The sequence below is a fragment of the Psychrobacter sp. SZ93C1 genome (assembly GCF_015864635.1).
Taxonomy (GTDB): domain Bacteria; phylum Pseudomonadota; class Gammaproteobacteria; order Pseudomonadales; family Moraxellaceae; genus Psychrobacter; species Psychrobacter fozii.
Genome location: NZ_JADYWY010000006.1, coordinates 24,506 through 51,051 on the forward strand (window position 1 = coordinate 24,506; position 26,546 = coordinate 51,051).

19 protein-coding genes, 1 tRNA gene and 1 pseudogene are annotated in these 26,546 nt (G+C 41.6%); 11 read left to right on the top strand and 10 right to left on the bottom strand.

From position 1 onward, the window contains the following. Positions 1-166: 166 nt before the first annotated feature. From I6E83_RS08865 to I6E83_RS08900, 8 genes are all read left to right on the top strand, one after another. Positions 167-1,609 (top strand): Na+/H+ antiporter NhaC family protein, encoded by a 1,443-nt coding sequence (locus I6E83_RS08865; RefSeq protein ID WP_197101478.1) that lies wholly within the window; start codon positions 167-169, stop codon positions 1,607-1,609. A gap of 82 nt (positions 1,610-1,691) precedes the next feature. After that, on the top strand, positions 1,692-2,492 hold the full coding sequence (locus I6E83_RS08870) for a helix-turn-helix domain-containing protein (RefSeq protein ID WP_197101266.1): 801 nt from the start codon (positions 1,692-1,694) through the stop codon (positions 2,490-2,492). Between the two features lie 366 nt (positions 2,493-2,858). Continuing rightward, positions 2,859-4,007, top strand: a complete 1,149-nt coding sequence (locus tag I6E83_RS08875; protein WP_110924360.1) for a tyramine oxidase subunit B — start codon at positions 2,859-2,861, stop codon at positions 4,005-4,007. Positions 4,008-4,130: 123 nt separating this feature from the next. After that, on the top strand, positions 4,131-4,556 hold the full coding sequence (locus I6E83_RS08880; protein ID WP_110924361.1) for a RidA family protein: 426 nt from the start codon (positions 4,131-4,133) through the stop codon (positions 4,554-4,556). Positions 4,557-4,577: 21 nt separating this feature from the next. Further along, positions 4,578-5,876 carry an NAD(P)/FAD-dependent oxidoreductase gene (locus I6E83_RS08885; RefSeq protein WP_197101268.1) on the top strand — a complete coding sequence of 433 codons (1,299 nt, stop codon included), beginning with the start codon at positions 4,578-4,580 and terminating at the stop codon, positions 5,874-5,876. 214 nt (positions 5,877-6,090) lie between these two features. Next, a complete protein-coding gene (locus I6E83_RS08890; protein ID WP_110924363.1) occupies positions 6,091-7,503 on the top strand; it encodes an aspartate ammonia-lyase in 1,413 nt (470 codons plus the stop codon). A gap of 241 nt (positions 7,504-7,744) precedes the next feature. Next, positions 7,745-9,040 carry a histidinol dehydrogenase gene (gene hisD, locus I6E83_RS08895; RefSeq protein WP_197101270.1) on the top strand — a complete coding sequence of 432 codons (1,296 nt, stop codon included), beginning with the start codon at positions 7,745-7,747 and terminating at the stop codon, positions 9,038-9,040. A 454-nt stretch (positions 9,041-9,494) separates the two neighbouring features. Then, the gene (locus I6E83_RS08900; protein ID WP_197101272.1) at positions 9,495-11,177 is read left to right on the top strand and encodes an NAD-dependent malic enzyme; all 1,683 of its coding nucleotides are present in this window, start codon (positions 9,495-9,497) and stop codon (positions 11,175-11,177) included. 254 nt (positions 11,178-11,431) lie between these two features. Here the strand turns inward: I6E83_RS08900 and I6E83_RS08905 are convergent, their stop codons facing one another. From I6E83_RS08905 to I6E83_RS08915, 3 genes are all read right to left on the bottom strand, one after another. Then, entirely contained in the window at positions 11,432-12,835 is a 1,404-nt protein-coding gene (locus I6E83_RS08905) for a YjiH family protein (protein WP_197101274.1), read from the bottom strand. 98 nt (positions 12,836-12,933) lie between these two features. Further along, positions 12,934-13,893, bottom strand: a complete 960-nt coding sequence (locus tag I6E83_RS08910) for an arginase (protein ID WP_010199096.1) — start codon at positions 13,891-13,893, stop codon at positions 12,934-12,936. Positions 13,894-14,110: 217 nt separating this feature from the next. Then, positions 14,111-15,211 (bottom strand): ornithine cyclodeaminase, encoded by a 1,101-nt coding sequence (locus tag I6E83_RS08915; RefSeq protein ID WP_197101276.1) that lies wholly within the window; start codon positions 15,209-15,211, stop codon positions 14,111-14,113. A gap of 168 nt (positions 15,212-15,379) precedes the next feature. Here I6E83_RS08915 and I6E83_RS08920 point away from each other — a divergent pair, with 168 nt between their 5' ends. Together I6E83_RS08920 and I6E83_RS14745 are read left to right on the top strand one after the other, a co-directional pair. Further along, the gene (locus tag I6E83_RS08920) at positions 15,380-15,811 is read left to right on the top strand and encodes an Lrp/AsnC family transcriptional regulator (protein WP_197101278.1); all 432 of its coding nucleotides are present in this window, start codon (positions 15,380-15,382) and stop codon (positions 15,809-15,811) included. Between the two features lie 70 nt (positions 15,812-15,881). Beyond that, positions 15,882-16,052, top strand: a pseudogene (locus tag I6E83_RS14745) (IS1595 family transposase); the annotation flags it as partial. 110 nt (positions 16,053-16,162) lie between these two features. On the opposite strand, the gene I6E83_RS08925 reads toward I6E83_RS14745, so the two are convergent. The 7 genes from I6E83_RS08925 to I6E83_RS08955 all read right to left on the bottom strand — a co-directional run bounded on the left by I6E83_RS08925 (position 16,163) and on the right by I6E83_RS08955 (position 25,221). Further along, positions 16,163-16,239: transfer RNA gene (locus I6E83_RS08925), tRNA-Ile, on the bottom strand. 94 nt (positions 16,240-16,333) lie between these two features. After that, a complete protein-coding gene (locus I6E83_RS08930) occupies positions 16,334-17,146 on the bottom strand; it encodes a pteridine reductase (protein WP_197101280.1) in 813 nt (270 codons plus the stop codon). Between the two features lie 21 nt (positions 17,147-17,167). Further along, on the bottom strand, positions 17,168-18,364 hold the full coding sequence (locus tag I6E83_RS08935; RefSeq protein ID WP_197101282.1) for a tRNA nucleotidyltransferase: 1,197 nt from the start codon (positions 18,362-18,364) through the stop codon (positions 17,168-17,170). A 197-nt stretch (positions 18,365-18,561) separates the two neighbouring features. Continuing rightward, complete coding sequence (locus I6E83_RS08940) at positions 18,562-20,880, bottom strand: NADP-dependent malic enzyme (protein ID WP_197101284.1); 2,319 nt, start codon at positions 20,878-20,880, stop codon at positions 18,562-18,564. 349 nt (positions 20,881-21,229) lie between these two features. Next, on the bottom strand, positions 21,230-22,696 hold the full coding sequence (locus tag I6E83_RS08945; RefSeq protein WP_197101286.1) for a protein adenylyltransferase SelO: 1,467 nt from the start codon (positions 22,694-22,696) through the stop codon (positions 21,230-21,232). Positions 22,697-22,877: 181 nt separating this feature from the next. After that, entirely contained in the window at positions 22,878-24,056 is a 1,179-nt protein-coding gene (locus tag I6E83_RS08950) for an acyl-CoA desaturase (RefSeq protein ID WP_197101479.1), read from the bottom strand. A 433-nt stretch (positions 24,057-24,489) separates the two neighbouring features. Next, entirely contained in the window at positions 24,490-25,221 is a 732-nt protein-coding gene (locus tag I6E83_RS08955) for a glycerophosphodiester phosphodiesterase (RefSeq protein WP_197101288.1), read from the bottom strand. Positions 25,222-25,585: 364 nt separating this feature from the next. Between I6E83_RS08955 and I6E83_RS08960 the strand changes: the two genes are divergently transcribed. Continuing rightward, entirely contained in the window at positions 25,586-26,509 is a 924-nt protein-coding gene (locus I6E83_RS08960) for a hypothetical protein (protein WP_197101290.1), read from the top strand. Positions 26,510-26,546 lie beyond the last annotated feature (37 nt).

The window sequence follows — 26,546 nt, forward strand, 5'->3', positions numbered from 1 at the left end:
AAAATTTACGTTGATTGATGGCATGGATGTTATCAATCAATAAAAGTTGCTAATAATTTATTCGCTCTGATTCATAACGTAGAGCGAATAAATTACTTTTAAATTTTAATACTACTTATCTTATATTTCACATTGGCTATTAATCATATTAAGGGATTTTATGAATATGACTCTAAACCCACCCACGCCAAATTTTCTATTAAAACGGGCTCTGCCCACACTCGTTATTATAGTAGCGCTCTATCTTTTATCGCTATTACTTGGTATTCACATTAATGCCGTCGCCCTGACCATTATATTAATGGTTACGTTTTGTTTAATAAAAATGCCAGTCCCCATTGCCCTTATTATGGCTGCTTTATTAGGTGGTTTACAATCGGGGCTTTCTTTTGGGGATTCATTAGCCGCTTTTAATGAAAATTTGCTTTCAGGTGCTCAAATTGGTATTACCTATATCATGATTGGTGCCTTTGCAGTAGCGTTGGCTCGTAGCGGATTACTAGAGCTATTGGCAGCTAAAATCACCAAAAAAATGGATAGTAATACGGTTACGGCACATAAAAGTATTAAGTGGACACTGTTTATTATATTTGCGGTCGCCGCTTTGATGTCACAAAACTTGGTTCCTGTACATATCGCTTTTATTCCTATTCTCATACCACCACTGATTCATATTATGAATGAGTTGAAAATGGATCGCCGTGCCGTTGCTTGTATTTTAGCCTCTTGTATCAGTGTCGCTTACTTACTGATACCGTATGGCTTTGGTGACGTGTATCTCAAACAAATATTATTGGCAAGTGCCAATGACGTTGGTGCAAGCTTAGGCTTTGTTGCGACATCCAGTATGGCACCCAAAGCGATGTTTTTTCCAGTGATGGGTATTATTGCCGGCATGTTGTTTGCGGTATTTATCACTTATCGCAAACAACGTGAGTATAAAGACCTTCCTGTATTAACCTCTAAAGTTAAATCAGACAAACCCATCAATAAATTTCAGATTGCTATTACGCTTATCTCGATTGGTGTCGCTTTAACCTTACAGATTATGTATGACTCATTATTAGTAGGAGCTTTAATCGGTTTTGTCATCCTATCGTTTTCTCGTATTTTCCGTTGGAATGAGCAAGATGGTGTCTTTACTCAAGGTGTTGCATTGATGGCAGAAATCAGTGTCGTCATTACACTGGCGACTGGTTTTGCAGGTGTGATTACTGCGACTGGTGAAGTAAACTCATTGATTGAGATTTTTATGAGTTACATTGGCGACAATAGAGTGATGGGTGCCACTGTCATGATATTGATGGGTCTCTTTATCACCATCGGCTTTGGGGATTCATTTGCCTCAGTTGCAATTCTTGCGCCTATCTATTTGCCTTTAGCGTTATTACTCGGTTTTTCGCCATTAGCCAGTTTGGCAATATTGGGGGCATCAGCAGCGTTAGGTGATGCAGGCTCGCCTGCGTCTAGTATTACACTGGGCGTCACAGCAGGTTTGAATGCGGATGGACAGCATGATCATATGATAGACAGTGTGATTCCTACCTTTACACACATTAATATAGGAATGGTGCTATTCACTTGGGTTGCTGTAGTGTATATACTTTAATGACTCATAGAATGGTGACTAACAGCTATTTTGGTCGCCATTCCCAGCCTTTTATACCTATTACTATTCGTCAGGGAGGCTCATGAACACTCAATTAATCAGTCCAATTCAGCCGTATTTTATATTGGATGCGCAAAACAGCTACCAAAAAAAAGAGATCAATCGTGATGGTATTGCCCACTTTTATTGCTTTACTTTAGACAAAGAAGGGGATGCAGTCAGTGTGGTGCCCGATGCCAGTATCGATATTATTTTTAAATTGCACAAAGACAAACCTGAAGCATGGGCTTGCGGCAGTTGGCGAAAGCTTGGAAAAACGGTATTTGAGCACGGCTGCTCATACTTTGGCATACGCTATCAAATTGGTATAGTGCCGAGTTTTTTGTCCATCAAACCAGGAGATATTATTGATCAAAGCATTCCTTTACAGGATATTTCTGTATTAGGCGCTTCTTTGGTCGATAGGCTATCTGACTGTCAAAGCTTTGAACAACAAATCAGCGTCTTCCAACAAACTTGTAGTCAAAAAACAGATTTGTTAGAGTCCTCCAAGCTATACCATGTACTGATTAAGCTTATGTTAAAACATCACGGTAATATCAGTATCACCGAGCTATGTCATCAAAGCGGCTATTCTGCCCGAACCATCGGTAACTCTTTTAACGATTATTATGGTTTTTCTCCGAAAGCCTGCAATCTAATTTTGAGATATCAGCACGTATTAGATAGGTTGATGCAAAATGACTGCAAGCGCCTAACCGATCTTGCAATCGACACTGGTTACTCAGATCAAGCACATTTCTTTCGACAATTTAAACAATACAATGGACAAGGTCCAAGAGAGTTCCAGCATATGCTGAATAAGTATATTCACAGGACTTAATTCTAGGGCTTCGCTCTATAGATCCGTTATCGTTATAAAATCGAAATTTTATGGCATCTGTATTTTAATTATCTGCTATTTTTAAGCGTTCTATTCTCATGGAACGGCATCAAGCTATTGATGACCGCATATTTCTGCATTATCTCTCCTAAAGTAATCTATCTCCTTAGCTTTGATCGCTTCTTTGATATCGCTTGATTCATTTCAATTCATCAATTCCAACACCTCATAATTTTATTATTAACTTGCTTATAAAAAGTCAGGTTTTAGGTTTTCTATTGCCGATTTATTCTATTTATAGGATTTGTAGTGTGTGACTATTAAGTGACAGCAAGCAACGTAAACCAATAAGGAAGTGAGAATAAAATGACAACGGAATATGCCAATACGAAGATTGATTTTATTTATTTATCAGAGCCAGACATGATTGCGGCTGGCGTGACTGACATGGCGCAGTGCGTAGATACCATGGACGATATGTTCAAACTGCTATACAGCGGTGACTATCGTATGGCTGGACCTAATAATGATTCTCATGGCGCCATGATGATGTTCCCTGACGAATCTCCATTTCCTAATATGCCAAAAAATACGGCTGATCGACGGTTTATGGCGATGCCTGCTTACTTAGGCGGTAGCTTTCAAACAACGGGTGTCAAATGGTACGGCTCAAACACAGAAAATAGAGGTAAAGGTCTGCCACGCTCTATTCTCACCTTTATGCTAAATGATACTGACACTGGCGCGCCTTTGGCTTTGATGTCAGCAAACTTATTATCAGCGCATCGTACAGGGGCTATCTCTGGTGTAGGTGCGAGATACTTAGCTAAGAAAGACAGCAAAGTGGTCGGAATCTTAGGACCTGGAGTCATGGCTAGAACGGCACTAAGTGCGTTGGTTGTGACGTGTCCTCAAATTGACACCTTAAAAATTAAGGGCCGAGGCCAAAAAAGTTTAAACAAGTTTATAGACTGGGTGACTGCAGCGCATCCACAGATCGACGTGCAAATCGTCGATGAATTAGAGGACTTAGTTCGTGGCTCGGATATCGTGACTTATTGTGCTTCAAGTGTCGTTGGTGATGCGGCAACTTATCCCATTATTAAAAAGGAATGGTTAAAGCCTGGCGCATTCATGGCGATGCCAGCGGCTTGTAATATTGATGATGCGCTTGCTACCTCTGATGTCAGAAAAGTTTTAGATTGTACTGGATTATACGAAGCTTGGTTTGAGGAGTCAGACCATAAGCCTGCTCATAATTATGTGCCAATCATTGGCGTAAAGTTCATGGATATGGTTGATGAAGGTGCTCTAAAAAAAGAAGACATCGAAGATTTAGCCAAAATCATCAGTGGTGATGCACCTGCACGCCAAAATGACGATGAGATTATTATCTTGTCTGTTGGTGGCTTGCCTATCGAAGATGTGGCGTGGGCGACCGTCGTATATCGCAACGCGATTGAAAAAGGTATTGGTGTGAAGCTTAACTTATGGGACACCCCAGTTCTATGTTAAGTAGTGCTATCTAGCCCAGCTTATTTATTTCAGGCTATTAACTTATTTACGTAGCCTGACAGCGTTATAACTTTTGATAAGTTATAAATTGTGTTTTAACTACATTCAACTGAGAGAATGACAATGACGAAAATTACTAAATTAAAGACAGGTTCAGCGCTAGAAGAGCACAGCAGTTATTCACGCCTAGTATGTGTAGATAATTGGATTTTTGTTTCTAACACAGCGGGACGTTGTCCTGAGACCAAAGAAATTCCAGACGATTTGAAGGAACAAACTCTGCAAGTATTTGCCAATATTGAACGGGCGCTAAAAGCAGTGGATGCGTCATTGGCAGATGTGGTGATGTCTCGTGTTTTCATTCAAGATCCAAAAAATACGATGGACATTATGGAAATAGTCGGCGAGAAGTTTAGAGGTGTTGATCCTGCTACTACCGTTAGCTGCCCACCGCTGGGTTCTGATATCTACAAAGTAGAGATAGAAGTGACTGCGTTTAAAGGCGCCTCAAGTGCAGAAACAGTTACCATCAATATTGGCCAATCATAAGCCATAAGGAGTACGGTTCCAATGGCACCTATCATAAAACCGATTATCAATCCTGCGACCAATTTACCGCATGCTACTACTGTGGTCATCATTGGTGGCGGTATTGTTGGATTAACCGCCGCCTTAACACTTGCTGAACGCAATGTACCTGTCGTGGTACTAGAAAAAGGAAGAATCGCGGGTGAGCAGTCCTCTCGTAATTTGGGATGGATTCGAAAAACCAATCGTCTTTCTGATGATGTGCCTTTGGCGCTAGCCTCTGACAAGTTGTGGGCAGAGATGTCCAAAAGAGTAGGCGCTGATGTGGGATATAGTCAGTCTGGTATCTTGTTTATTGGCAGAACACCTGCCGAAATAGCAGGGTATGAGAGTTGGCATAACTCTACACAGTCATTAAATCTTGATTCGCGTATGGTCACGGCCAAGCAGATTGACCAGCTCGTGCCAAACGGTCGCGGCAAATGGGCGGGCGGGATTTATACGGCATCTGATGGGCGTGCAGAGCCGACATTGGCATCGAGTGCTATTGCCAATGCCGCCATTGCCAAAGGCGCTGTCATTATCGAAAACTGTGCTGTCAGAACGCTGGCCACCAAAGGCGGGCGTGTGTCTGGCGTCATTACTGAACAAGGTGAGATTCTTTGCCAAGAAGTGTTGTTGGCGGGCGGGATTTGGTCGCGTAGATTCTTAGGAAATTTGGGCGTCAATTTGCCGACATTACCAACGATATGCTCGGTGTTGAAAACCAAGCCAATGGATATTAAATTTGACCCCTCTGTAGGCGCCCCAGATTTTTCATTCAGAAAGCATAGAGATGGTGGTTATATTATTTCGCAAAGAGGGAAGTTAGATGCGCCATTAACCATAGACCATTTGTTGCTAGGGTTAAAGTTTTTACCTGCGCTCAAGGGACAGCATAAATTCTTAAAAATTGGCTTAGGTAAATACTTTTGGGATGATTTACGTCTAGCACGAAAATGGAAAGAGGACAGTGTATCGCCCTTTGAAAAAGTTCGAGCCATGAATCCATTGTCAAATGAAGTACTGACGGGCAATGCCTTAGAAAATCTACGTGCATCTTGGTCAGGTTTTGAGCATGCAGAGATTGAAACACAATGGGCTGGTGTGATTGATATAACGCCAGATTCTAACCCTGTGATAGATCGTATTGATAAAATACCAGGTTTGACTATTGCGACTGGATTTTCAGGTCATGGGTTTGGTACTTCGCCTGCTGCAGGTCAACTTGCTGCCGATATGGTCATGCAAAGTGACACACCTTTAATTGACCCAACACCTTACCGATTTTCACGTTTTTAAAGTATTTTTATTTATGTCACACATGGATGAGACATAAGCAACATAGATTGATTTGCCGCAGGGCTCGTTATGCTGATAGCAGTATAAAAAGCAATATCGTCTCTGCCGCAACGATTTCTTTAACCAAGTAACGCTATCAATTGCCATTCCAACAGGAATGACAACATAAGCACATTATCATTAATCAGGGTTCTATAAAAAGGAGTTTTACCCGATGAATACTGCTACTCGCCAAGAGCATGATCTAATTGGCTATCGTGACGTTCCAGCCGATGCCTACTATGGTATCCAAACTTTACGTGCTTTCGAAAACTTCACCGTTAGTGGTGTACGCTTGCATCAGTTTTCTACGTTTGTTAGAGCGCTGGCTACCGTAAAAAAAGCCGCGGCAATCGCTAATAATAAAGTTGATGTGCTCGATGAACGTATCAAAGACGCTATCGTCGCTGCCTGTGATGATGTGATCGATAACAAATATCATGACCAGTTTATCGTCGATATGTTTCAAGGCGGTGCAGGTACTTCAACCAATATGAATGCCAATGAAGTCATCGCCAATAGAGCGTTGGAAATCTTAGGCTATCAGAAAGGCGACTATCAGCACGTCCACCCAAATAATAATGTCAATCTTTCACAATCGACTAACGATGTCTATCCTACGGCGATGAAAGTCGCTTTGGATGATTACTGTACGCGCTTGTTACAAAAAATGAAGGTGCTACACGACAGCTTCATAAATAAAAGTATTGAGCTTGCTGATGAATTAAAAATGGGTCGGACACATCTACAAGATGCAGTGCCTATGACTGCCGGTCAAGAATTCAATGCTTTTGCAACGATGATCAAAAAAGAGATGGCTCGTATAGAATCTAGTCGTGTGTTATTTCACGAAATTAATATGGGTGGTACAGCGATTGGTACAGGATTAAACGCACCCGTTGGCTATTCAGAGCTCTGTGCACAAACACTAGAAGAGCTTACAGGCAGACCTTATTACATCGCCGAAGATTTGATTGAAGCCACGCAAGACACAAGTCCTTATGTGGCGTTGTCCGGCAACTTACGCTTACTCGCTGCACGCTTATCGAAAATCGCCAATGATTTGCGCTTACAGACGTCTGGCCCGCGGGCAGGTCTGGCTCAATACCGTCTGCCAGAAATGCAGCCTGGTAGCTCGATTATGCCGGGTAAGGTAAATCCAGTAATCCCAGAAGTTGTGAATCAAGCTTGCTTTCATGTGATGGGGGTAGACAATGCTATCGCTATGGCCTCTGAAAGTGGTCAGTTACAGCTGAACGTATTCGAACCCGTTATGGCATTCAATTTATTTACGGGCATGAGCATGTTGTCAAATGTCTGTGAGGTTTTTGCGACTCGTTGTATTGATGGTCTTATGATGAATAATGAGGCTTGCCGTGTTGAGGTATTTAATAATATAGGCTTGGTCACCGCACTGAATCCACACCTAGGTTATGAGTCTTCTTCTTATGTGGCTAAAAAAGCACAAGAAACGGGCGGCAGTGTTTACGACATTGTTTTAGGTGAAAAGCTAATGAATAAAGAGACTTTGGACTTTGTCTTATCTCCTGCCAATATGGTTTATCCAAAAGTGAAGCTGATGCCTTAGTGTCAGTTTTACTTTGAGTTAACAGAAAGGTCGTATTCGCATTTGCTAATACGGCTTTTCGTTGTCTGATGATCGAGTCGTTAGAGTAGGTCGAAAGTTACTACATCTTTTACGCTCAAAGTGATTTAAATAGAGGTTAGACACCAAAGAGAATCTATCAGTCTAGTTTAATTTTTTAGAGCTGAGGTCGTTTTGTTCAATCAGTTATCAACATCAATTACAAATATTAAGGATTAGACTTATGCGCCAGTTAAGTACCCAAGACACAGATTTTGAGCAGCAGCTAGCTACTTTGCTTGCCTTCGAAACTGTCAACGATGCCAACTTACTAAAGACAGTAGATGACATCATTGCTCAAGTTAGACTCGATGGTGATAGCATCGTACTGGCACTAACTCAGAAGTTCGATCAACATCCAACCACATCAATCCATGAGCTTGAGTTGTCTAAAGAATCTTTGGCTGAAGCGTTTGCTACATTAGACGATGAAGCAAAGACTGCATTGACCACGGCGACAACAAGAGTAAAAGACTTTCATCAACGCCAAGTACAAGAAACGTGGCAATATGAGGATGAGCTGGGCAATCGACTAGGGCAAAAGGTCACACCACTTGATCGAGTTGGTATTTACGTACCGGGTGGTCTGGCTTCTTATCCCTCATCAGTCTTGATGAATGCTATACCTGCGAAGGTAGCTGGTGTCAAAGAAGTGATTATGGTGGTACCAGCACCCAAGGGTGTACTCAATCAACTGGTTTTAGCAGCGGCTCATTTAGCAGAAGTCGATCGAGTATTTACGATAGGCGGAGCGCAAGCAGTTGCAGCATTGGCGTATGGTACAGAGACTATCCCGCAAGTAGATAAAATTACGGGTCCTGGGAATAAGTTTGTGGCCGCTGCAAAGCGTGCAGTATTCGGGCAAGTTGGTATCGATATGATTGCTGGGCCATCAGAAGTGCTCGTGTATGCGGAAGGTGAAGCAGATGACTGTGCTGATTGGTTAGCGATGGATTTATTGTCGCAAGCGGAGCATGACCGTGTGGCTCAAGCTATCTTTGTGACAACCTGCCCTAAGCAGCTTGCAGCAGTGGCAATCGAGATTGAAAAAGCGTTAAATAATCTGCCAAAAGCCGATATTGCCCGAGACTCTCTAAAACATCGTGGCGCACTAGTGTTAGTGAAAGACCGTAGTGAGGGCATGGCTGTTATCAATCGTGTGGCACCTGAGCATTTAGAGTTGTCTGTTAATGATCCAGATGCACTACTCAATGACATTCGTCATGCGGGTGCTATCTTTATGGGTCGTCATACACCTGAGGCTATTGGTGACTACTGTGCAGGTCCTAACCATGTGTTGCCAACATCAGGAACGGCAAGATTTTCTTCACCGCTTGGTGTCTACGACTTCCAGAAGAAATCATCTATTATTTACTGTAGTGAAAGTGGTAGTAAGCCGTTAGCTAAAACTGCTGATATATTAGCTCAACGAGAGGATTTAGATGCGCATGCGCGTTCTGCACGCTATCGGTATCAGTAGGGTTTTTAAAAGGTTAAGAGTGCATGAGCAATATCTATCAATAGTTAGCAATAATAGATAAATGTTCAGTTCAAAGCATCAAGAAAGCCAGCCGCTCGCTGGCTTTCTTTTTTATGTGGTTTAAATTAAGTCTGTCTTAGATAGTTAAGCTTATATAAGGCGCGACCTACATATAGAAACCATTACCATGCCATATGCTCTGTTTAGATGGAATTTTTTTTCATATGCTTTGTTATTGTTGACTTGGCATTTGACTTCTTTCATGCAAATCCATAGAAAACGATATTATTTCTCGGTAAATGTATCAGTGTTATCAAGCTTAGAGCCACACTTATTCAAAATGATTTTGTTATCTATTGTTAAATACCAGTCGATGCTATGTATAATGCAGCACTAGCATAGCTTTCACTTAGTATGGCTTTCACTCATATGCCTTTAATAAGAAGATTACATTATGTCAAACAAGCGTCCTTTATATATTCCCGTTGCTGGCCCTGCTCTTTTAGAAACTCCTTTACTGAATAAAGGGAGTGCTTTTTCATCAGAAGAACGTAGTAGCTTTAATTTAACTGGATTATTACCTCATAATATTGAAACGATTGAGGAGCAATCATTACGTGCTTATCATCAACTGAGCTCATTCACTGACGCTATGGATAAGCATATTTACTTGCGTAATATACAAGATACCAATGAAACCTTATTTCATCATCTCATTGAGCAGCATATCGAGGAAGTCATGCCGCTCATTTATACCCCAACCGTTGGTCAGGCGTGTGAAAAATTCTCGCAAATTTATCGTCGTAAACGTGGTTTGTTTATCTCATATCCTGAGCGTCACAAAATCGATGATATGCTACAAAACGCCACCAAACAAAATGTCAAAGTGATCGTTGTTACTGACGGTGAACGTATATTGGGCCTAGGGGATCAGGGTATTGGCGGTATGGGCATTCCAATCGGTAAGTTGTCTTTATACACGGCTTGTGGTGGTATTAGCCCAGCTTACTGTCTACCTATTTTGCTGGATGTCGGTACCAATAACCAACAGTTGCTTGACGATCCTATGTATATGGGCTGGAGAAATCCGCGCATTTCTGGCGATGAATATAATGAATTTGTGGACTTATTTATTCAAGCCGTTAAGCGCCGTTGGCCAGAAGTGTTATTGCAATTTGAAGATTTTGCTCAGGAAAACGCGACCCCATTATTGAATAAATATCGTGATCAGCTATGCTGCTTTAATGATGATATTCAAGGGACTGCTGCGGTATCAGTTGGTACTTTGATTGCAGCGTGTCTAAATAAAGGTCAAAAACTTAGCCAACAGAATATCGCATTTTTAGGCGCAGGATCTGCTGGTTGTGGTATTGCTGAGCATATTATTCGCCAAATGCAGCGTGAAGGATTGACTGAAGAGCAAGCTCGTAGTCAAGTATTTATGGTTGATCGCTATGGTTTATTGACAGATGGTATGACAGAGCTACAAAAATTCCAAGAACCGTTAGTACAAAAAGAATCAGCTGTTGCAAGCTGGGATAAAAGTAAGAAACTCGGCTTAGCGCAAGTGGTTAAACAAGCAAAAATCACCGTATTATTCGGTGTTAGCGGACAAAAAGGTCTGTTCACCCAAGAGGTAATCGAATCGCTATGTGCTAATACTGAACACCCAATTGTACTACCACTTTCAAATCCAACTTCTCGTGTTGAAGCGACGCCGCAAGAAGTCATGAATTGGAGTAAAGGTAAGGCAATTGTTGCAACGGGTAGTCCGTTTCCTCATACCACTTATAACGGTCAGTCTTTTGAGGTTTCTCAGTGTAATAACAGCTATATTTTCCCCGGTATTGGTCTAGGTGTTTTGGCAGCACGTGCGACAGGTATCAGCGATAATATGCTAACGGCGGCAAGCCAAGCCCTTGCAGATATATCTATGGAATACGAAAAAGCACCTGGTGCGATCCTACCTCCGATTAGAGTTATTAGAGAGATCAGTGAAAAAATAGCGTATGCAGTGGCATTGCAGGCGGCTCAAGATAAGCTGGCACTACCTATCACATCGGAGAACTTACAACGCCGGTTAAAAGCGAATTTTTGGTTACCTGAATACCGTAACTATCGTCGTACTTCTTTCTAGTGTTATAAATTAGATATAACAAACCCTAATATCAGGCATATTATCTAAGTACAATACTGAATAAAAAAGGGAGTTGATGAGCCTGTTATGCCGGAGAAGGTAGCTGGCTTTGCAAAACAATTCTTGTCAGTAGCCTGATGTTAATAGCAAAAAACCACCTTAATAGGTGGTTTTTTTTGCTGATTTTTTTCAGGATTGGTGAGTCTGGCTTTCAGAAAACCCTCTTGCAAAGCAAAAATTGCAATTTAATATTATTAAAAAATCATGTGCGCACATAATGCAATAATCGGTAATGAGATGATGGTTCTTAATAGAAAGATTATCAATAACTGAAAAAAGCTCACTGGAATTTTGGTTCCTAGAATCAATCCACCCACTTCCGACATATAGATCAATTGAGAGACTGACAAGCAAGCGATGACAAACCGAGTTAACTCTGATTCTATTGAAGATCCGATAATCGCAGGCAAAAACATATCGGCAAAACCTACCATAATGGTTTTTGACATTTCTGCTGCAAAAGGTATATTTAATAACTCTAAGAACGGGATAAACGGCATACCTAAATAATCAAATACAGGGGTTTCTTCTGCAACGATTAAGCCCATCGTCCCGATTGCCATAACGACGGGTAATATTCCGATCCACATATCTAAAATATTCTTTAACCCATCATTTAAGAAAGTAGAAAAGCTTGGACTCTTTTCTGCTTTGTGAACCGCTTTATGTAAGCTGTGGGTAAATAACGTTTTCCCTTCAGGGATGGTTTCATGATCTCTATCACTATTTTCTACTACATACGTATCTTCAATTCTAGATAAAGGTAATAGTCTTGGTACGATTAAAGCACAAACAATCCCGCATAAAGCAACCACCCCAATCATATTAAGAAAATAGCTTTCTAGTTTAACTTGAGAGATGACAACCAAACAGAATGTAATCGAGACTGCTGAAAAGCTTGTCGCAATAACGGCTGCTTCTTTTTTGGTATAAAATCCGCCTTCCAATTGTTTATCAGTTAATAATACGCCAATAGTGCCATCACCCAACCATGATGTCAGACAATCTACAGAGGACCTACCGGGCAAACCAAATAAAGGTCTCATCACTTTACTTAATAAAACACCAAAGAACTCTAATAAGCCAAAATCAAGCAGTAGTGGTAGCAATAATCCAGCTAAGAAAAACACGATAAAAAGTATTGGCATTAACTCATATAATATCAATCCCCCGATACTATCTGAATATATTGCCTCAAACCCAAATTTAAAATAAGTAACGACAACAAAAAATGCACCAAGCATTCTAATAATAAGCCAAGGTGTTGTGACGTTCAGTAAGTTGTTTAAAAATGCATTGTTTAGAATCAATGAAGGCTTCATGACCTTAGTATATAGCGTACAGCACAGTGTAATCATAATAGAGATTACAACAAACAGTGGCAAAAGGCTGCCCATATAACCCTGTATATAATCCTTTAACACAGAGATAGGAATGGTAAATCCTTCTGCATATGACACAAATTTACCATCTACATAGGGAATTGGAAATACGAATAGCAACAGACCTATTATAGAGGGTATAAAGAATTTTAAAAACTGTCTGATACTAATATTGCTAACATCTTGACTTGAAGAACTAGATTTAATAATGTCCATATTATTGTTACTCGCAGTCCATTTTATAACTAACCTAAAAAATATTTTCAATAAATATATTTAGGCTAGATGCTTTAACTCATTTTAAATATTTAATATTAGTAATTCTTTAAAAGAGACTGCGTCACTTTTTCTAAAATTTTAAATATTCTAGTTGAGTCATCTTTTGAATTGTTGTACAAAGGATTGATTTCTGCCATCTCCCAACAGCATACTTTCTTATTCTTGATTAACTCTATGTTAAGTTGCATTGCTTGTTCGTATGACAGACCATTCATTGCAGGCGTACCGGTTCCTGGTACATACAAAGGGTCAACGCTATCAACATCAAATGAGACATAAATATGATCACAATATTCTAGCTTCTTAAAGATTTCCTCTACTGTGGAACTGATACCTTTTTGAGTTATCTCAGCAACGCTATATAAAGGGATTTTATGTCTTCTAATTAAATCCATCTCTTCTTCTTGATAATCTCTGACAGCACAAAAGACCACATTTTCTGGTTTGATTGAGGGTTCATCAGATGCCATAAATTTCAATTTTTCCCAATACTCTTTTTCTTTTTCAGAGAGCTCATTGCGCTGGCATTCTAGATTGTCAATGGCACACGCCATGGCCAAAGGCATGCCATGCATATTGCCTGATCCACTGGTATAGGGTGAATGAAAATCAGCATGTGCATCTATATAGACCACACCAATTTCAGCATCAGGATGCGCCATTTTTAGGCCATGCATCGTTCCTGCACAGCTAGAATGATCTCCAGCTAAGACAATGGGGAATTTATTCTCATTTCTTATATCTTTTATTTTATGTGCTAACTTAGAGATAATCGGTTCAATCACATCAGCGTATTTTGCATGCGCAAATTGTGATTCCCCCTCACTGTTGCTATCATCCTCAATACTATCGAATTGCAATTTTTCAAAATAATCTGCATTGAGTTCTTTTGATGACGCTTTTAATGCATCAATGCCTAGAGAAGCCCCTTTTTTATAGCCTGCAATATCTGAATAAACTTCTACTATTCTTATGTTTTTCATCATATCAGTCATGATTTTGTCTCTATTAGATAAAATAATTTTTACATCATTTAAATTAAATTCATTTTTATATAGTAAAGCTCTTGAAAATTAGCAGGTACATTTAAAAAATAAACATATCCATAACTGTTCAAGAGCCATACTAAATATAGAAAAAACTTAAAAAATAATGTTAGTTTTAAACACTACACAAAATGAGAGATACTTATCGTTTTGTAGTATCAATTACTTACGACATAGCCACAGGTTCGGCTTCATTCGTCACTAGGCTATGATCTTTGCTATGGTCCTTCACTACCGAATATAAGTTTTTAGGGTCAGCTTGCTGAGGTATCAGATCTAAAATCTCATACCCGCCCTGCTTTTTGATCAAGTCGCGTAAAAAGACCAATGCCGTAAAGTCTTCTGATGCAAAACCAACGCCATCAAATACGATGAGATCATCCGCTGAGGTTCGAGCCTGCACTTCACCTTTCAGGATGCGATGAAACTCAGTAACAGGGAAGTCGCTTGATAGATTTTGAATCTCTCCCTCAACGCGTGTCTGAGGCTCAAACTCTACAATCACATGATCTGCTCGCATCAATATATTGCTATCCAGTTCTGTTTTACCAGGACAATCACCGCCTATCGCATTGATATAAACACCTTTTGTGATTATATCGTCCCGTAAAATAGTGGCATTGGTTTTGTCAGCCGTACAGGTGGTAATGATCTCTGCACCTAAAACAGCTTCTTCTAACGTGCGACAAACAATGATTTTCAAACCTGAGTCTGCAAGATTATCAGCCGTTTTCTGTGATGCCGCTGGATCAATATCATACAAACGAACTTCTGAGATACCCATGATGGCTTTCATACCCAAGGCTTGAAACTCAGACTGAGCACCGTTTCCTATTAGCGCCAGTTTTGTAACGCCTTTTGGCGCACAATGTTTGGCCAACATAGCTGATGTGGCAGCCGTACGTAATGCCGTCAGGATACACATCTCTGTCAGTAAAATAGGATAGCCATTTTCGACATCAGACAAGATACCCATCGCCGCTACGGTCTGTAGATTTCGTGTGGTATTAATCGGATGACCATTGACATATTTGCAAGCAAACATCTCTCCATCGCTGACTGGCATCAACTCGATGACACCGTCTTTTGAATGCGAAGCAAAGCGAGAAGATTTTTCAAATTGATCCCAACGAAGATAATCTTGCTCTAAAGCATCCACTAGATCTGTAATGCATTGCTCAACGCCATAATCATGAATCATTTTAGCCATCGCTTGTACACTAACGAATGGCACGCCTTCCTTGGGTGATACGATAAATTTAGACATTAATGCTGTTCCTTTTCATGAATATTGTTTGTTGAACCGACAATTAATATGCTACCAATTATAATTGTCAGTTAAAATGTCAATAACTTACTAAATATGGACGTATTTTTGACATATTGTTAAGTGTTACTTAGCATAATGTCAAAATTCAATGAAGGAAGCATTTTTATGGCGTATTACACTTATGACTCTTTAGATAGCGAACTGATATCTGAACTGCGACAAGATGGTCGAGCAACCATCTCAAACCTTGCCAAAAAACTCAAAGTCTCTCGTGCCACTGTCCAAAACAGATTGGACAGACTGATGCATAACGGCGCTATTTTAGGATTTACGATTCGAGTGCATGAAGCACTAGATAAAGAAACCGTCAAAGCGATGATGATGATTGAAGTGACCGGAAAATCTACGTCACAAGTGATTAGGAAGTTACGAGGTATACCGCAACTGATTAAGCTACATACGACCAATGGGGCGTGGGATTTGGTTGGAGAGATACACACGACGAGCTTAAGAGAATTTGATGAAGTACTGCGTGAAGTCAGAGAGATTGACGGCATTCTTAATAGCGAAACAAGTGTTCTGCTTTCGAGTTTGTAAGGTAATTATATTCAGAAAAATATATTCAGCACTATTTAGAAAAATACGTTCAGCACTGTCGAAGAGGCCAAGCCAGAGACATGTGCGTAAATATAATGACATGCTAAAAGAGCATTTCCATCTATTTTTAAAGGAATGTGAATGGCGTTTTAACGACAGTAATCCAAAACGTCAATTACATCAGCCAAAACGGTGGGTTAAAAAGGAACTGAACAGTTTATCTAGGATAGTCCATAGATAAATAGCCCCTAGATAAATTGTTATCTGACATGAGCTGTATCGATTTTATATTTTTATGAATTCTAGACAATAAAAAACCCTCACAAGTCAATGACTGTAAGGGTTTGAATTTGGTGGGCCCAGTAGGACTTGAACCTACGACCAAAGGATTATGAGTCCTCTGCTCTAACCAACTGAGCTATGGGCCCTAACGCTAGACGGACAATGATACCTGATTTTTTGAATTTTTCAAGCAAAAAATAGGCCATTATCAAGATATTTTTCATGAAGTGCCATTTTCTATTAAACTTGACCACCAGCTAGGGTTAGACTGCGACCACCATCAACAGTAATAATCTCACCAGTGAGGTAATGAGCCTGCACAAGATATAGCACGCTATGGGCAATTTCATCAGGTCGACCTATGCGCTGCATAGGGATTGAGCCGATGATACTTCGTTGCTGATCATGATCCAATGCTTGGTCGCTATTAGCGTCAGGTAAGATATTGACGCCAGGTGCGACGCCATTGACCCGTACCTCTGGTGCCATCTCAAGTGCTAAAGACTGTACCATCATACGATGAGCCGCTTTTGCCATATTGTAGACAGTATAATTGCTAAACGGTTTATCATGCGCGTGAATATCCAGAAGGCTGATAATACAACCTTGCTGATTTTTAAGATAAGGAAATAGTGCTTGGCTCAATAATAAAGGCGCTTTGGCATTGGTCAAAAATAGCTCGTCCCACTGTGCGTGATTAATACTGCCAAGTGGGCTAGGGTAAAAGCGTGAAGCATTGTGTACCAATACATCGAGCTGGCCAAAGGTCTCTACAATATTTTTGACGAGTGTACTCAAAGCGTTGTTATCATCGACGACGGCTAAATCGGCGATGATAAGCGCTGCGCTATCCGCACGCAGACTATTCAGCTGTGTGGCCAATATTTGGGCTTCTGATTCACTATGATGACAATGAATAATGACTCGGTAGCCTTGGCTGTGAGCGGCTTTAATAATCGCTGCGCCAATACGCTTAGCACTTCCTGTGACGAGCATCACTGGCGCTTTGGCATTGATATTTTCTGATTGGAGGGCGTTGATGGTTTGATTCATAGTGAAGATACTATCTGCTCTCTAATGTTTTTTATGTGAGTTCTGTACTTGCAAGTGCTCAATTCTGGCTTGTCGCAATGCCGCACCAATAGCTGGGCCTTTGAGGTCTGGTGCTATATCTGTCATGCCGATAGCATGAAAGCTATTTAACGCTATCATCATCTGACGGTGTTGCGCTGCCAGTTGTAGGACATGACTGCATACGAGTAATTGCGAGAGTTTATCAGGCTCTTTATGAGCACCGCAAGTTTGTATGAGGTCGATTTTTTCAGCAGCACTAAGACTATTTATAGCACTTATTTTCTCTGCTTGTTGCACGAATAAGTTGGCAAATTGGGTATGTGCTTTTGGTACTTTAGCGATATTACCTATGTTATTAATTTCTTTTAGATTAGCTGCTGCGTTAGCGTTTTCATCTGTAGGCTCTGAGGTAAATAGAGATGGATTAAGGCTGCTCATTAGCAGTGCCCAACGCTGTGACAAATTAAGCTGCATTTGCCCTGCGAAATATAGCGCCGTCTGCACCGTTTCTCGTATATGAGCATTGTCCCAAGCATGATGCAAAGGCGCAAAATACTCTGTGAGTGCGCCGATTTCGAATAGCTGCTGCCAGTAGACTTGAGGCGATAGCTGCATAGTCGCACGGCTGGACTCTTGCCAAATGCGTTCGCTACTTAGATGACTGAGCTCTCCAGAGCCAACCAATTGGCGCATTAAGTTCAAGGTATCCTCTGCGATACTGAACCCTAAATCATAGTAACGACTATAGAAACGAGCCGTTCGCAGCACCCGTAGTGGGTCTTCACTGAATGCACCTGATACATGGCGCAAGGTCTTGCTTTTTATATCAGCCAGTCCACCATAATAGTCAATGACGTTACCATTGATAGGGGTGTCATCATTTAGACTGGTAACCTCTATCGCCATGGCATTGATTGTCAAATCACGACGTTGCAAATCGTCTTCTAAGCTCACATCAGGAGTGGCATGTACGCTGAAGCCTTGATAGCCTAATCCTTGCTTTCGTTCCGTACGTGCCAGTGCGTACTCTTCATGACTGCTAGGATGCAAAAACACAGGGAAATCAGCGCCTACTTGTTGAAACCCTGCATCGATCATCTCTGCAACGGTTGCACCAACGACCACAAAGTCTTTGTCTTTGATAGGACGCTTTAGGAGTCGATCGCGAACCGCTCCGCCCACAAGGTATATTTGCATAAAAGCCTCTGTTTATTTAGCAAAATGTCATTGTACTTATCATCGCTGTATTGATTAAAGCACCATCAGCTCAGTTTTTATTGATCAAAAAAAACAGCCAATGCTTTATAAGTCGCATTGACTGGTTTTAGTATAGCAGACGGGTTCTGTCAGTGGATGATAGAACCCGTCTTAATCATATTGCATATCATATATGACTATTTTTCGCTTTCTAAGTCTTGAGCTTCAGTCACTGTCAGTGCAGTCATGTTGACGATACCACGTGCAGTCGCTGATGGTGTCATGATGTGTACTGGCTTATTGGTACCTAATAAAATAGGGCCAATAGAAGCACTGCCAGTTGCTGTTTTGAGCAGGTTGAAGGCAATATTCGACGCATCAAGTGTTGGTAAGATGAGCAAGTTCGCTGCACCTTTTAACGGACTTGATGGCATATCGTTTAGACGAATATGCTCATTTAGAGCCGCATCACCTTGCATCTCGCCATCAAACTCAAAGTCTACATTCATATCTGTCAGTATCTGGTATACCTTACGCATTTTGACAGCGCTGGTACGGTTTGATGCACCAAAGTTAGAATGAGACACTAGCGCGACACGTGGTGTAATACCAAAACGACGTAATTGGTCAACTGCCAAGACAGTCATTTCAGCCAACTGTTCAGCCGTTGGATCTTCGTGGATATAGGTATCCGCGATGAAAATATTACGATCTTGCATGAGTACCGCATTCATAGCATAGAAATCGTTCATGCCTTCTTTTTTGCCAATGACGCTTTCAACGTATTTTAGATGCAACTGGTAATGGCCAAACGTACCGCATACCATGCCATCTGCCGCACCGTTTTCAACCAATAATGAGCCAATCAATGTGGTCTTGCGACGAACGTCACGGCGCGCAAGCTCAATACTGACACCGCGACGTTTGTTTTGCTCGTAGTAGCCCTGCCAGTAGTCTTTGTAGCGAGGATCATCATCAACGTTGACGATCGTAATGTTCTCGCCATCTTTTAGACGCAAGCCCAGTTTTTCGATATTGGCTGCAATGACTGAAGGACGACCAACCAAAATAGGCTTGGCCAGTTTCTCATCAACAACCACTTGCACAGCGAGCAAGATATTGTTGTCTTCACCTTCACAGTAAACAATACGTTTTGGATCAGATTTGGCACGAGCAAAGATTGGCTTCATCACGAATGCAGAGTTATAGACAAACTCAGACAGACGCTGACGATAGGCTTGCATGTCATCGATAGGTAGCGTGGCAACGCCTGAATCCATCGCAGCTTGAGCAACCGCAGAAGCAATTTCAATGATTAGATTTGGCTCTAGAGGTCCTGGAATTAAGTAATCGCGACCAAAGCTTTGCATTTTTTCGATGTTTCTAACGCTTGCAGTTGGCGTTGCTTCAACGTGTGCCATCGCAGCGATTGCTTTTACGCAAGCCACTTTCATCTCTTCGTTGACAGTGGTCGCACCAACATCTAGTGCACCACGGAAGATATACGGGAAGCATAGCGCGTTGTTTACTTGGTTTGGATAGTCTGAACGACCAGTTGCCATGATGACGTCTGGACGTACCGCATGTGCCAATTCTGGCATGATTTCAGGTGTTGGGTTGGCAAGTGCAAAGACGATAGGGTCTTTGGCCATACGGCGAACCATATCTTCAGACAATGTACCAGGCATAGATAAGCCCAAGAACATATCGACATCGTCCATGACTTCTTCGATAGTGGTCGCAGTCGTCTCACGTGCATAGCGCTGTTTGGTTTCGTCAAGATTTTCACGAATGGTGGTGATGATACCGCGTGAATCTGAAACAAAGATATTGTTTTTATTCACACCAAGTGCGCAAATGATGTCTAAACAAGAAATAGCAGCAGCACCGGCACCCGAACAAACCACTTTAATTTCTTCGATTTTTTTGCCAGTAATCAACAATGCGTTGAGCATCGCTGCAGCAACAATGATTGATGTACCATGTTGGTCATCATGGAATACCGGAATGTTCATGCGCTTACGCAATTCACGCTCAATTTTGAAACATTCTGGTGCTTTGATGTCTTCTAGGTTAATACCACCAAAAGTAGGCTCAAGAGAGGCGACTGCTTCGATGAATTTATCTGGATCGTTTTGTGCAATTTCGAGATCAAAAACATCGATACCTGCGAATTTTTTGAATAAAACGCCTTTACCTTCCATAACAGGTTTTGATGCCAATGGACCAATATTACCTAGACCCAGTACCGCAGTACCGTTAGTGATGACACCGACCAAGTTGCTACGAGCCGTATATTTAGCTGCTAGCGTCGGGTCTCTTTCAATTTCAAGACAAGGAACCGCTACACCAGGTGAGTAGGCAAGCGCTAAATCACGCTGGTTAGCCAGCTGCTTAATAGGCGTAACTGAGATTTTACCCGGGCGTGGGAATTCATGGTAATGCAAGGCAGCTTGTTCAAACTGCTCTTTTTCTGTCGTAAGGTGATCCGTATTCAAATGGGTATCGTCATTCATAATAATTGCCATGGTTGGAATAAATTGGAATAAAGTAAATGGAGATAAAAAATAACGTTTTACCCTCAAAAAATCATGGAATGATCATAATCTAAGGGTACATTGACATTAAAAACTAATGATTACAGACATAGTAACCAACGATTAAAGACAAGCTTAAAAATGTAATTTAGTAAAACCATCATTCTAGCACTATTGACAATTCACGCCTAGTCAACAGCCGTGAATTGTCGGAACAATATAATAAAATGATATTCATTATTTATCTCATTGATGATGCCAAAAAACAGAGCCAAATACCAACCTTAATCCCATAATGTTTCAAAATATTACAGAATGATAGACCATGTTAAGATGAGCAACTAATCGGCTCTTGCGGGGTATGAGGAAGAGGGGGTGCAATATCCAAATCGGTGGCGATATCTTGTACATGATAAGGCTTGGCCAATAACTCAAACACTCGATTGACTTCTTCAAACTGACCTTGCTCTGCCGCTGTGATGGCACGCTGCGCCATACTATTACGCAATATATAAACAGGATTATTGGTTGTCATCTCGTTGATGACTTGCTCAAGTGGCAGTTGCTGTATTTGAGCCACATAACGTGTCGACCACGCTTGCCATACTTGTGTTGCCTCATCGTTAAGCTCAGCAGTCATGGTCGCCAGTAGCTGCTGCTCATATGGATGAGCGCTTGGCGCGACTAATCCCAGTAGCGCGCGAAAGCTATTGGTATAATCGAGCAAGTTATCTTCTAATAACGTTAACCACTCAAAAGCCAACCTCAGACTGTCAGACTCGTGCGGCAACCCAAGTTTACGGCACAGTCCTTGCTGATAATGCTGCATAAAGGTTGCTTCATAAGGCGCTAAACAATCGGCTAATGCTTCGCGAGTGACGCCTTCTAAGCGCATAAAGTGTGGTAACCAAGCATTGAGATTCCAATGACCGATAGCAGGCTGATTTTGATAAGCGTATCGACCTGTGTGGTCAGAGTGGTTATTGATCCAAGCAGGGTTGAATCGTTCCATAAAGCCAAACGGCCCAAAGTCTAAGGTGCTACCCGTAATAGATAAGTTGTCTGTATTCATAACACCATGAGCAAAGCCAATCAATTGCCAGTCAGCGATCATCTGTGCGGTACGCTCAACCACAGCGGTCAAAAATGCCAATACAGGTTTTTCACTATCGCGGCACTCTGGATAATAAGTGTCAATCATATAATCGGTAAATTCAGCAAGTAAGTCAGGGGCAAAACTGGCGATCCATTCGATATGACCGAGTCGAATATGACTATCAGCCACACGCATCAATGCCGCACCAGCTTCTATGCGCTCACGGCGTACTCTCGTATCGGAGACCACAAATCCTAAAGCGTTAGAGGAGGGAATACCCAATTGCGTAAGCGCATGACCACATAAATATTCACGAATGGTACTGCGCAGTACAGCGCGTCCATCGCCCATTCGTGAGTAAGGCGTGAGACCAGCGCCTTTTAGATGCAAATCTTGCGGTTGATTATTACTATCGAGTACTTGCGCCATCAATAGGCCACGTCCATCACCCAATTGTCCTGCCCACTGTCCAAACTGGTGACCGGCATACGCCATAGCCAATGGTTGAAACTCAGCTGGCACGTATTGACCACCGAGTATTTCAACCCAGCGTACCATCAAGTCGTCATCTTCTGACCAGCCCAATTGCTGTGCAACTTGTGTGTTGAAATGACCCGCACGTGGATTGTCTAATGCCGTTGGCAGTTGCTCATGATAGAGGCGTGTGTCTAGGTTGACATAGGTGTTTTGATAACGCATATGAGCCGTTCCCATTTGAATTTAGAGTAAAGAGATTACTATAACATAGCCGTCATATGACATCGTGTCGCTCTGTCCATCTCTTGTAATACTAAAGAAAAAAATCCCCCTATCCATGACGGATAGAGGGAAGGAGAAGCTTTACAGTCATAAGGATAAACTAGCGCTTTGTTATAAGTAATTAAGCCGCTTTTTTGTTTAACCCAATAGAGCGAAACGCCGTTTTTAGATTGCTATTATGCTCAAGTATTTTTTGCTCAATCTTGGCATAGTCATGCTTTAGCTTATCATCAACTTCATGCAATCGATCAGCATATTCTGTCTTTTTCAACTCAATGGTTTGAGCTTTCAGTGCTTGCCATTCTTCGACAGTCTGTATAAATGCATCGTATTCAAACTTAATACGATCTTGGAAGCTCTTCATCGCATGAGGAAGGTCAAGACCAGTACTGGCTGCCGTATCAATCTGCTGTTGGGCTGCTTTAAACTGCATTTGCACTTCAGCATGCTTGATAGTGGTGTCATCAACAGTACGTAGCTCACTGGTTAAGCCCAGCTTTGATAGGCCAGCAATCAACCATTTAGTTGGATCATACTGCCACCATTTTACGCCATTACGATAATCGTATTGGAAGAAGTGATGGTAGTTATGATAACCCTCACCCCACGTAAAGATAGCTAAGAAGAAGTTATCACGAGCAGTATTGGTATCAGTATAAGGACGGCTACCAAACATATGACATAACGAGTTGATGAAGAAGGTAAAGTGGTGCGTCAGTACCAGACGTAGTAAGCCTACGATGACCAAAGTACCCCAAACATCACCCAATAACCAACCGATCGCGGCGACTGCACCGATGTTCAATGCCGCAACCCATAAACCGTAATATTTATGCTGAATTTGCAGCGTTCTATCTTTGGTTAGGTCAGGGATATTTTTATAGTCAAATTTACCACTAGGATAATTGCGTAGCATCCAGCCCATGTGGCTAAAGAAAAAGCCACGCTTTGCTGAGTACGGGTCTTCTAAGCGATCATCGACATGACGATGATGCGTACGGTGACCAGAAACCCAATCAAACGCTGAACCTTGTACGGCAAAGGTAGAACCTAGCAATAAAAAGTTTTTGACAATCGGGTGTGCTTTATAAGCACGATGCGACAATAGGCGATGATAACCAGCAGTAATACTGATACCTGTCCATACCATAAAGGCACCAAATACACCCCAAACTGGCGCGCTAACTTCATGAGTCAACAGATACCATGGCGTAATGATAGCAGCAGCAATAGGCGTGGCTACCAATATAGACGCTGGAATCCAATTGATTGGCGCTTTTGTAAACTCAAACTCACGCATATCGATGCTGCTATCTTCAGGAGCATCAATTTGAACGGCAGTGTCAGCATAGTTGCGCTTTGCAACTGGCTGCTCATTAAGCGAGTTACTCTCATCAAAACGCGTTTTAAAACGTGTGACTTGAGTGCTGGCAGCTTTTACAAGCGTATCACCAGATTTGATAGCGAAACGTAAGCCTTTCAGCGGTAAGCCAAGTGCTTTTTTTGCAATCATATAATATCCCTAACGGTATTAATTTAAGTCTCTATAGTACCTTAAAAACCTAACAAAGTGAACACTTATACACTATAAAAATATTGCTAAATAACAACAACTTGTATGGATTATGGAATGTATTGGTAGAAATAACCTGTGACTTATCAGGCATTAAGGAGAAGTGTAAGCAACACTAAAAATATGTAGGTTTTTTGGATGAACGAAATAAGAAATAGATTTATGAGTTTAGTAATAAATGGCTTGGAAAATCAGTAATAATGACATCGGTTTGCCATTTTATCAGCTGTTCAATCATATCCGTGTCATTGACCGTCCAAGCGCTTACGGGTAGGCCGTAACGGTGGCTACGTTCAATGACAGATTGGTTAATTAGAGGATAGTAAATACCTAACTGGCCACAGCCAAGTTGTAGCGCAGTATTGGTTGCGGTTGTCAGCGCTTTAGGTGTGTCAATTAACAGGCCGCGCGGTATATGCATTAATAGCTTGCTGCGTTGCAGTCGAGCATGCAATTCCATATCAAAACTGGTTAGTGCAATAGGGAGATTGGCAAATGGGCTATCGATTAAATTGTGTGTCAAAGCCCTCATTAATTTGGTGTAATCAGTGCGGCTATGGGTCTTAATCTCAAGCTCAATGTGCGTAAAGCTACTCAGCAAAGGCGCCATACTGACTAATGGGATGATTTGATGTTCAAACTGTCGTTGGCGTTGAATCTCTACCATACTTAACTGATCAATACGTGACTGCTGACGACACATCCGTGCCAAGTCATCATCGTGAAACACGACTAAATGACCATCAGCGCTCAGTTGCACATCAAACTCGACCCCTGTTAAACCATGAGCATTTAGACGTTGAGCATGCTGAAATCCCATAAAGGTGTTTTCTAATGCTTCGCCACGAGCGCCTCGATGACCGAGTAAGCGGGTGTTCTTTATATTTATCATTATTTATATGATCAGCTGTTTTTATGAGCAATCATATAGCCTCATATAAGCAGCGTCTAATAAAATTTGTAAAACAGACAATTGGTAGAATTTTTTCTCTTTTGTTTGCCAGTGATAATAATTTAAAAAAGGACTTACATTGAGTTCATGGGCATGTATTTGTTATGTTTTTGCAACCAAGTGTAGGTTTTACCCATTATGAAGGACGTTATTTGTATATCCATGGGCTACACTAATGACCATTTCATCCAAACACCGTATAATAATCTGGTTTTCAGACCTATGGCAGCTAGAGTTGCGGTTTGAACATCAATCACTGTCCTTCAGTGGCGGTACGAATTAGTAAATTGGGAGCAGAATCAATATGAGCGTAGCAAATAAGAGTTTAAGCAAGTGGCAGAAAGTCGCTGGAATCGGTATCGTATGTAGTTTGGCGCTTGCAGGCTGTGATCGCTCAGAGAAAGAAGACAGCACTGAGGCAGCAGAGCTCACAGAACAGGATTCGACCGCTACTGAAAACACATCAGCCGCTGCCGTTAGCTGTGATGATCCAATGGTACAAGATCGTCTTAAATCGGCTCTAAAAAATACGCTCAATCAGCAAGCGCAAACGCTGGCTGCCAACTACGCAAACGATGCTCAGATCAATCTTGCTAGCGGTGCTATCACGGATAAAATGAGCGGTATTGTGATTGATGTACAGAATACAGCGGTATTGCAACAAGCAAATGCAAATGGTATGACGACTTGTCAGGCAAGCGTTAGCATGACGCTACCAAGTGCAGATTTGTATCAGGCTAGTCAAGTACAAGCGGCCAATAATCAGCCAAGCTTGCAGTCACGTTTAGCACAAAACAACATTCGTATTAATAACAACATGCTCGTTGATGACGCTTTCACTTATGTCGTAGGCACTCAAGGTGGCCAGGTACGTACACGTATCGCCGGACAACCAGCATTAATGACCATCGTTGCTGATGTAATGGCAGGCTCTGTGTTCCAGTCAGCAGTGGAAAGCCAACGCGCCCAACGTGCTGCTACTCAGGAAAATAACAGTCAGCCAGCACAGATTCGTGAGCCTAGAGCAGTCACGCCTGTTGAGCCGACTCGTCCTGCTGAGCCTGCGACGCCGCCAACCATCAATAAGCCAGCAGAAAGTCAGCCTAGCCCAGCAGCGAACAATCAAACGGCGTCGTCTGAGCCTAAAACGCCAGCAAAACCAAAAGAAGTACCTAAAGATGAATCTATTGATATGATAATCATCGAAGACAGCACTGCTACTTACTAAGCTATTTACTAATTAGTCAGCTAGCCTAAATAAATGA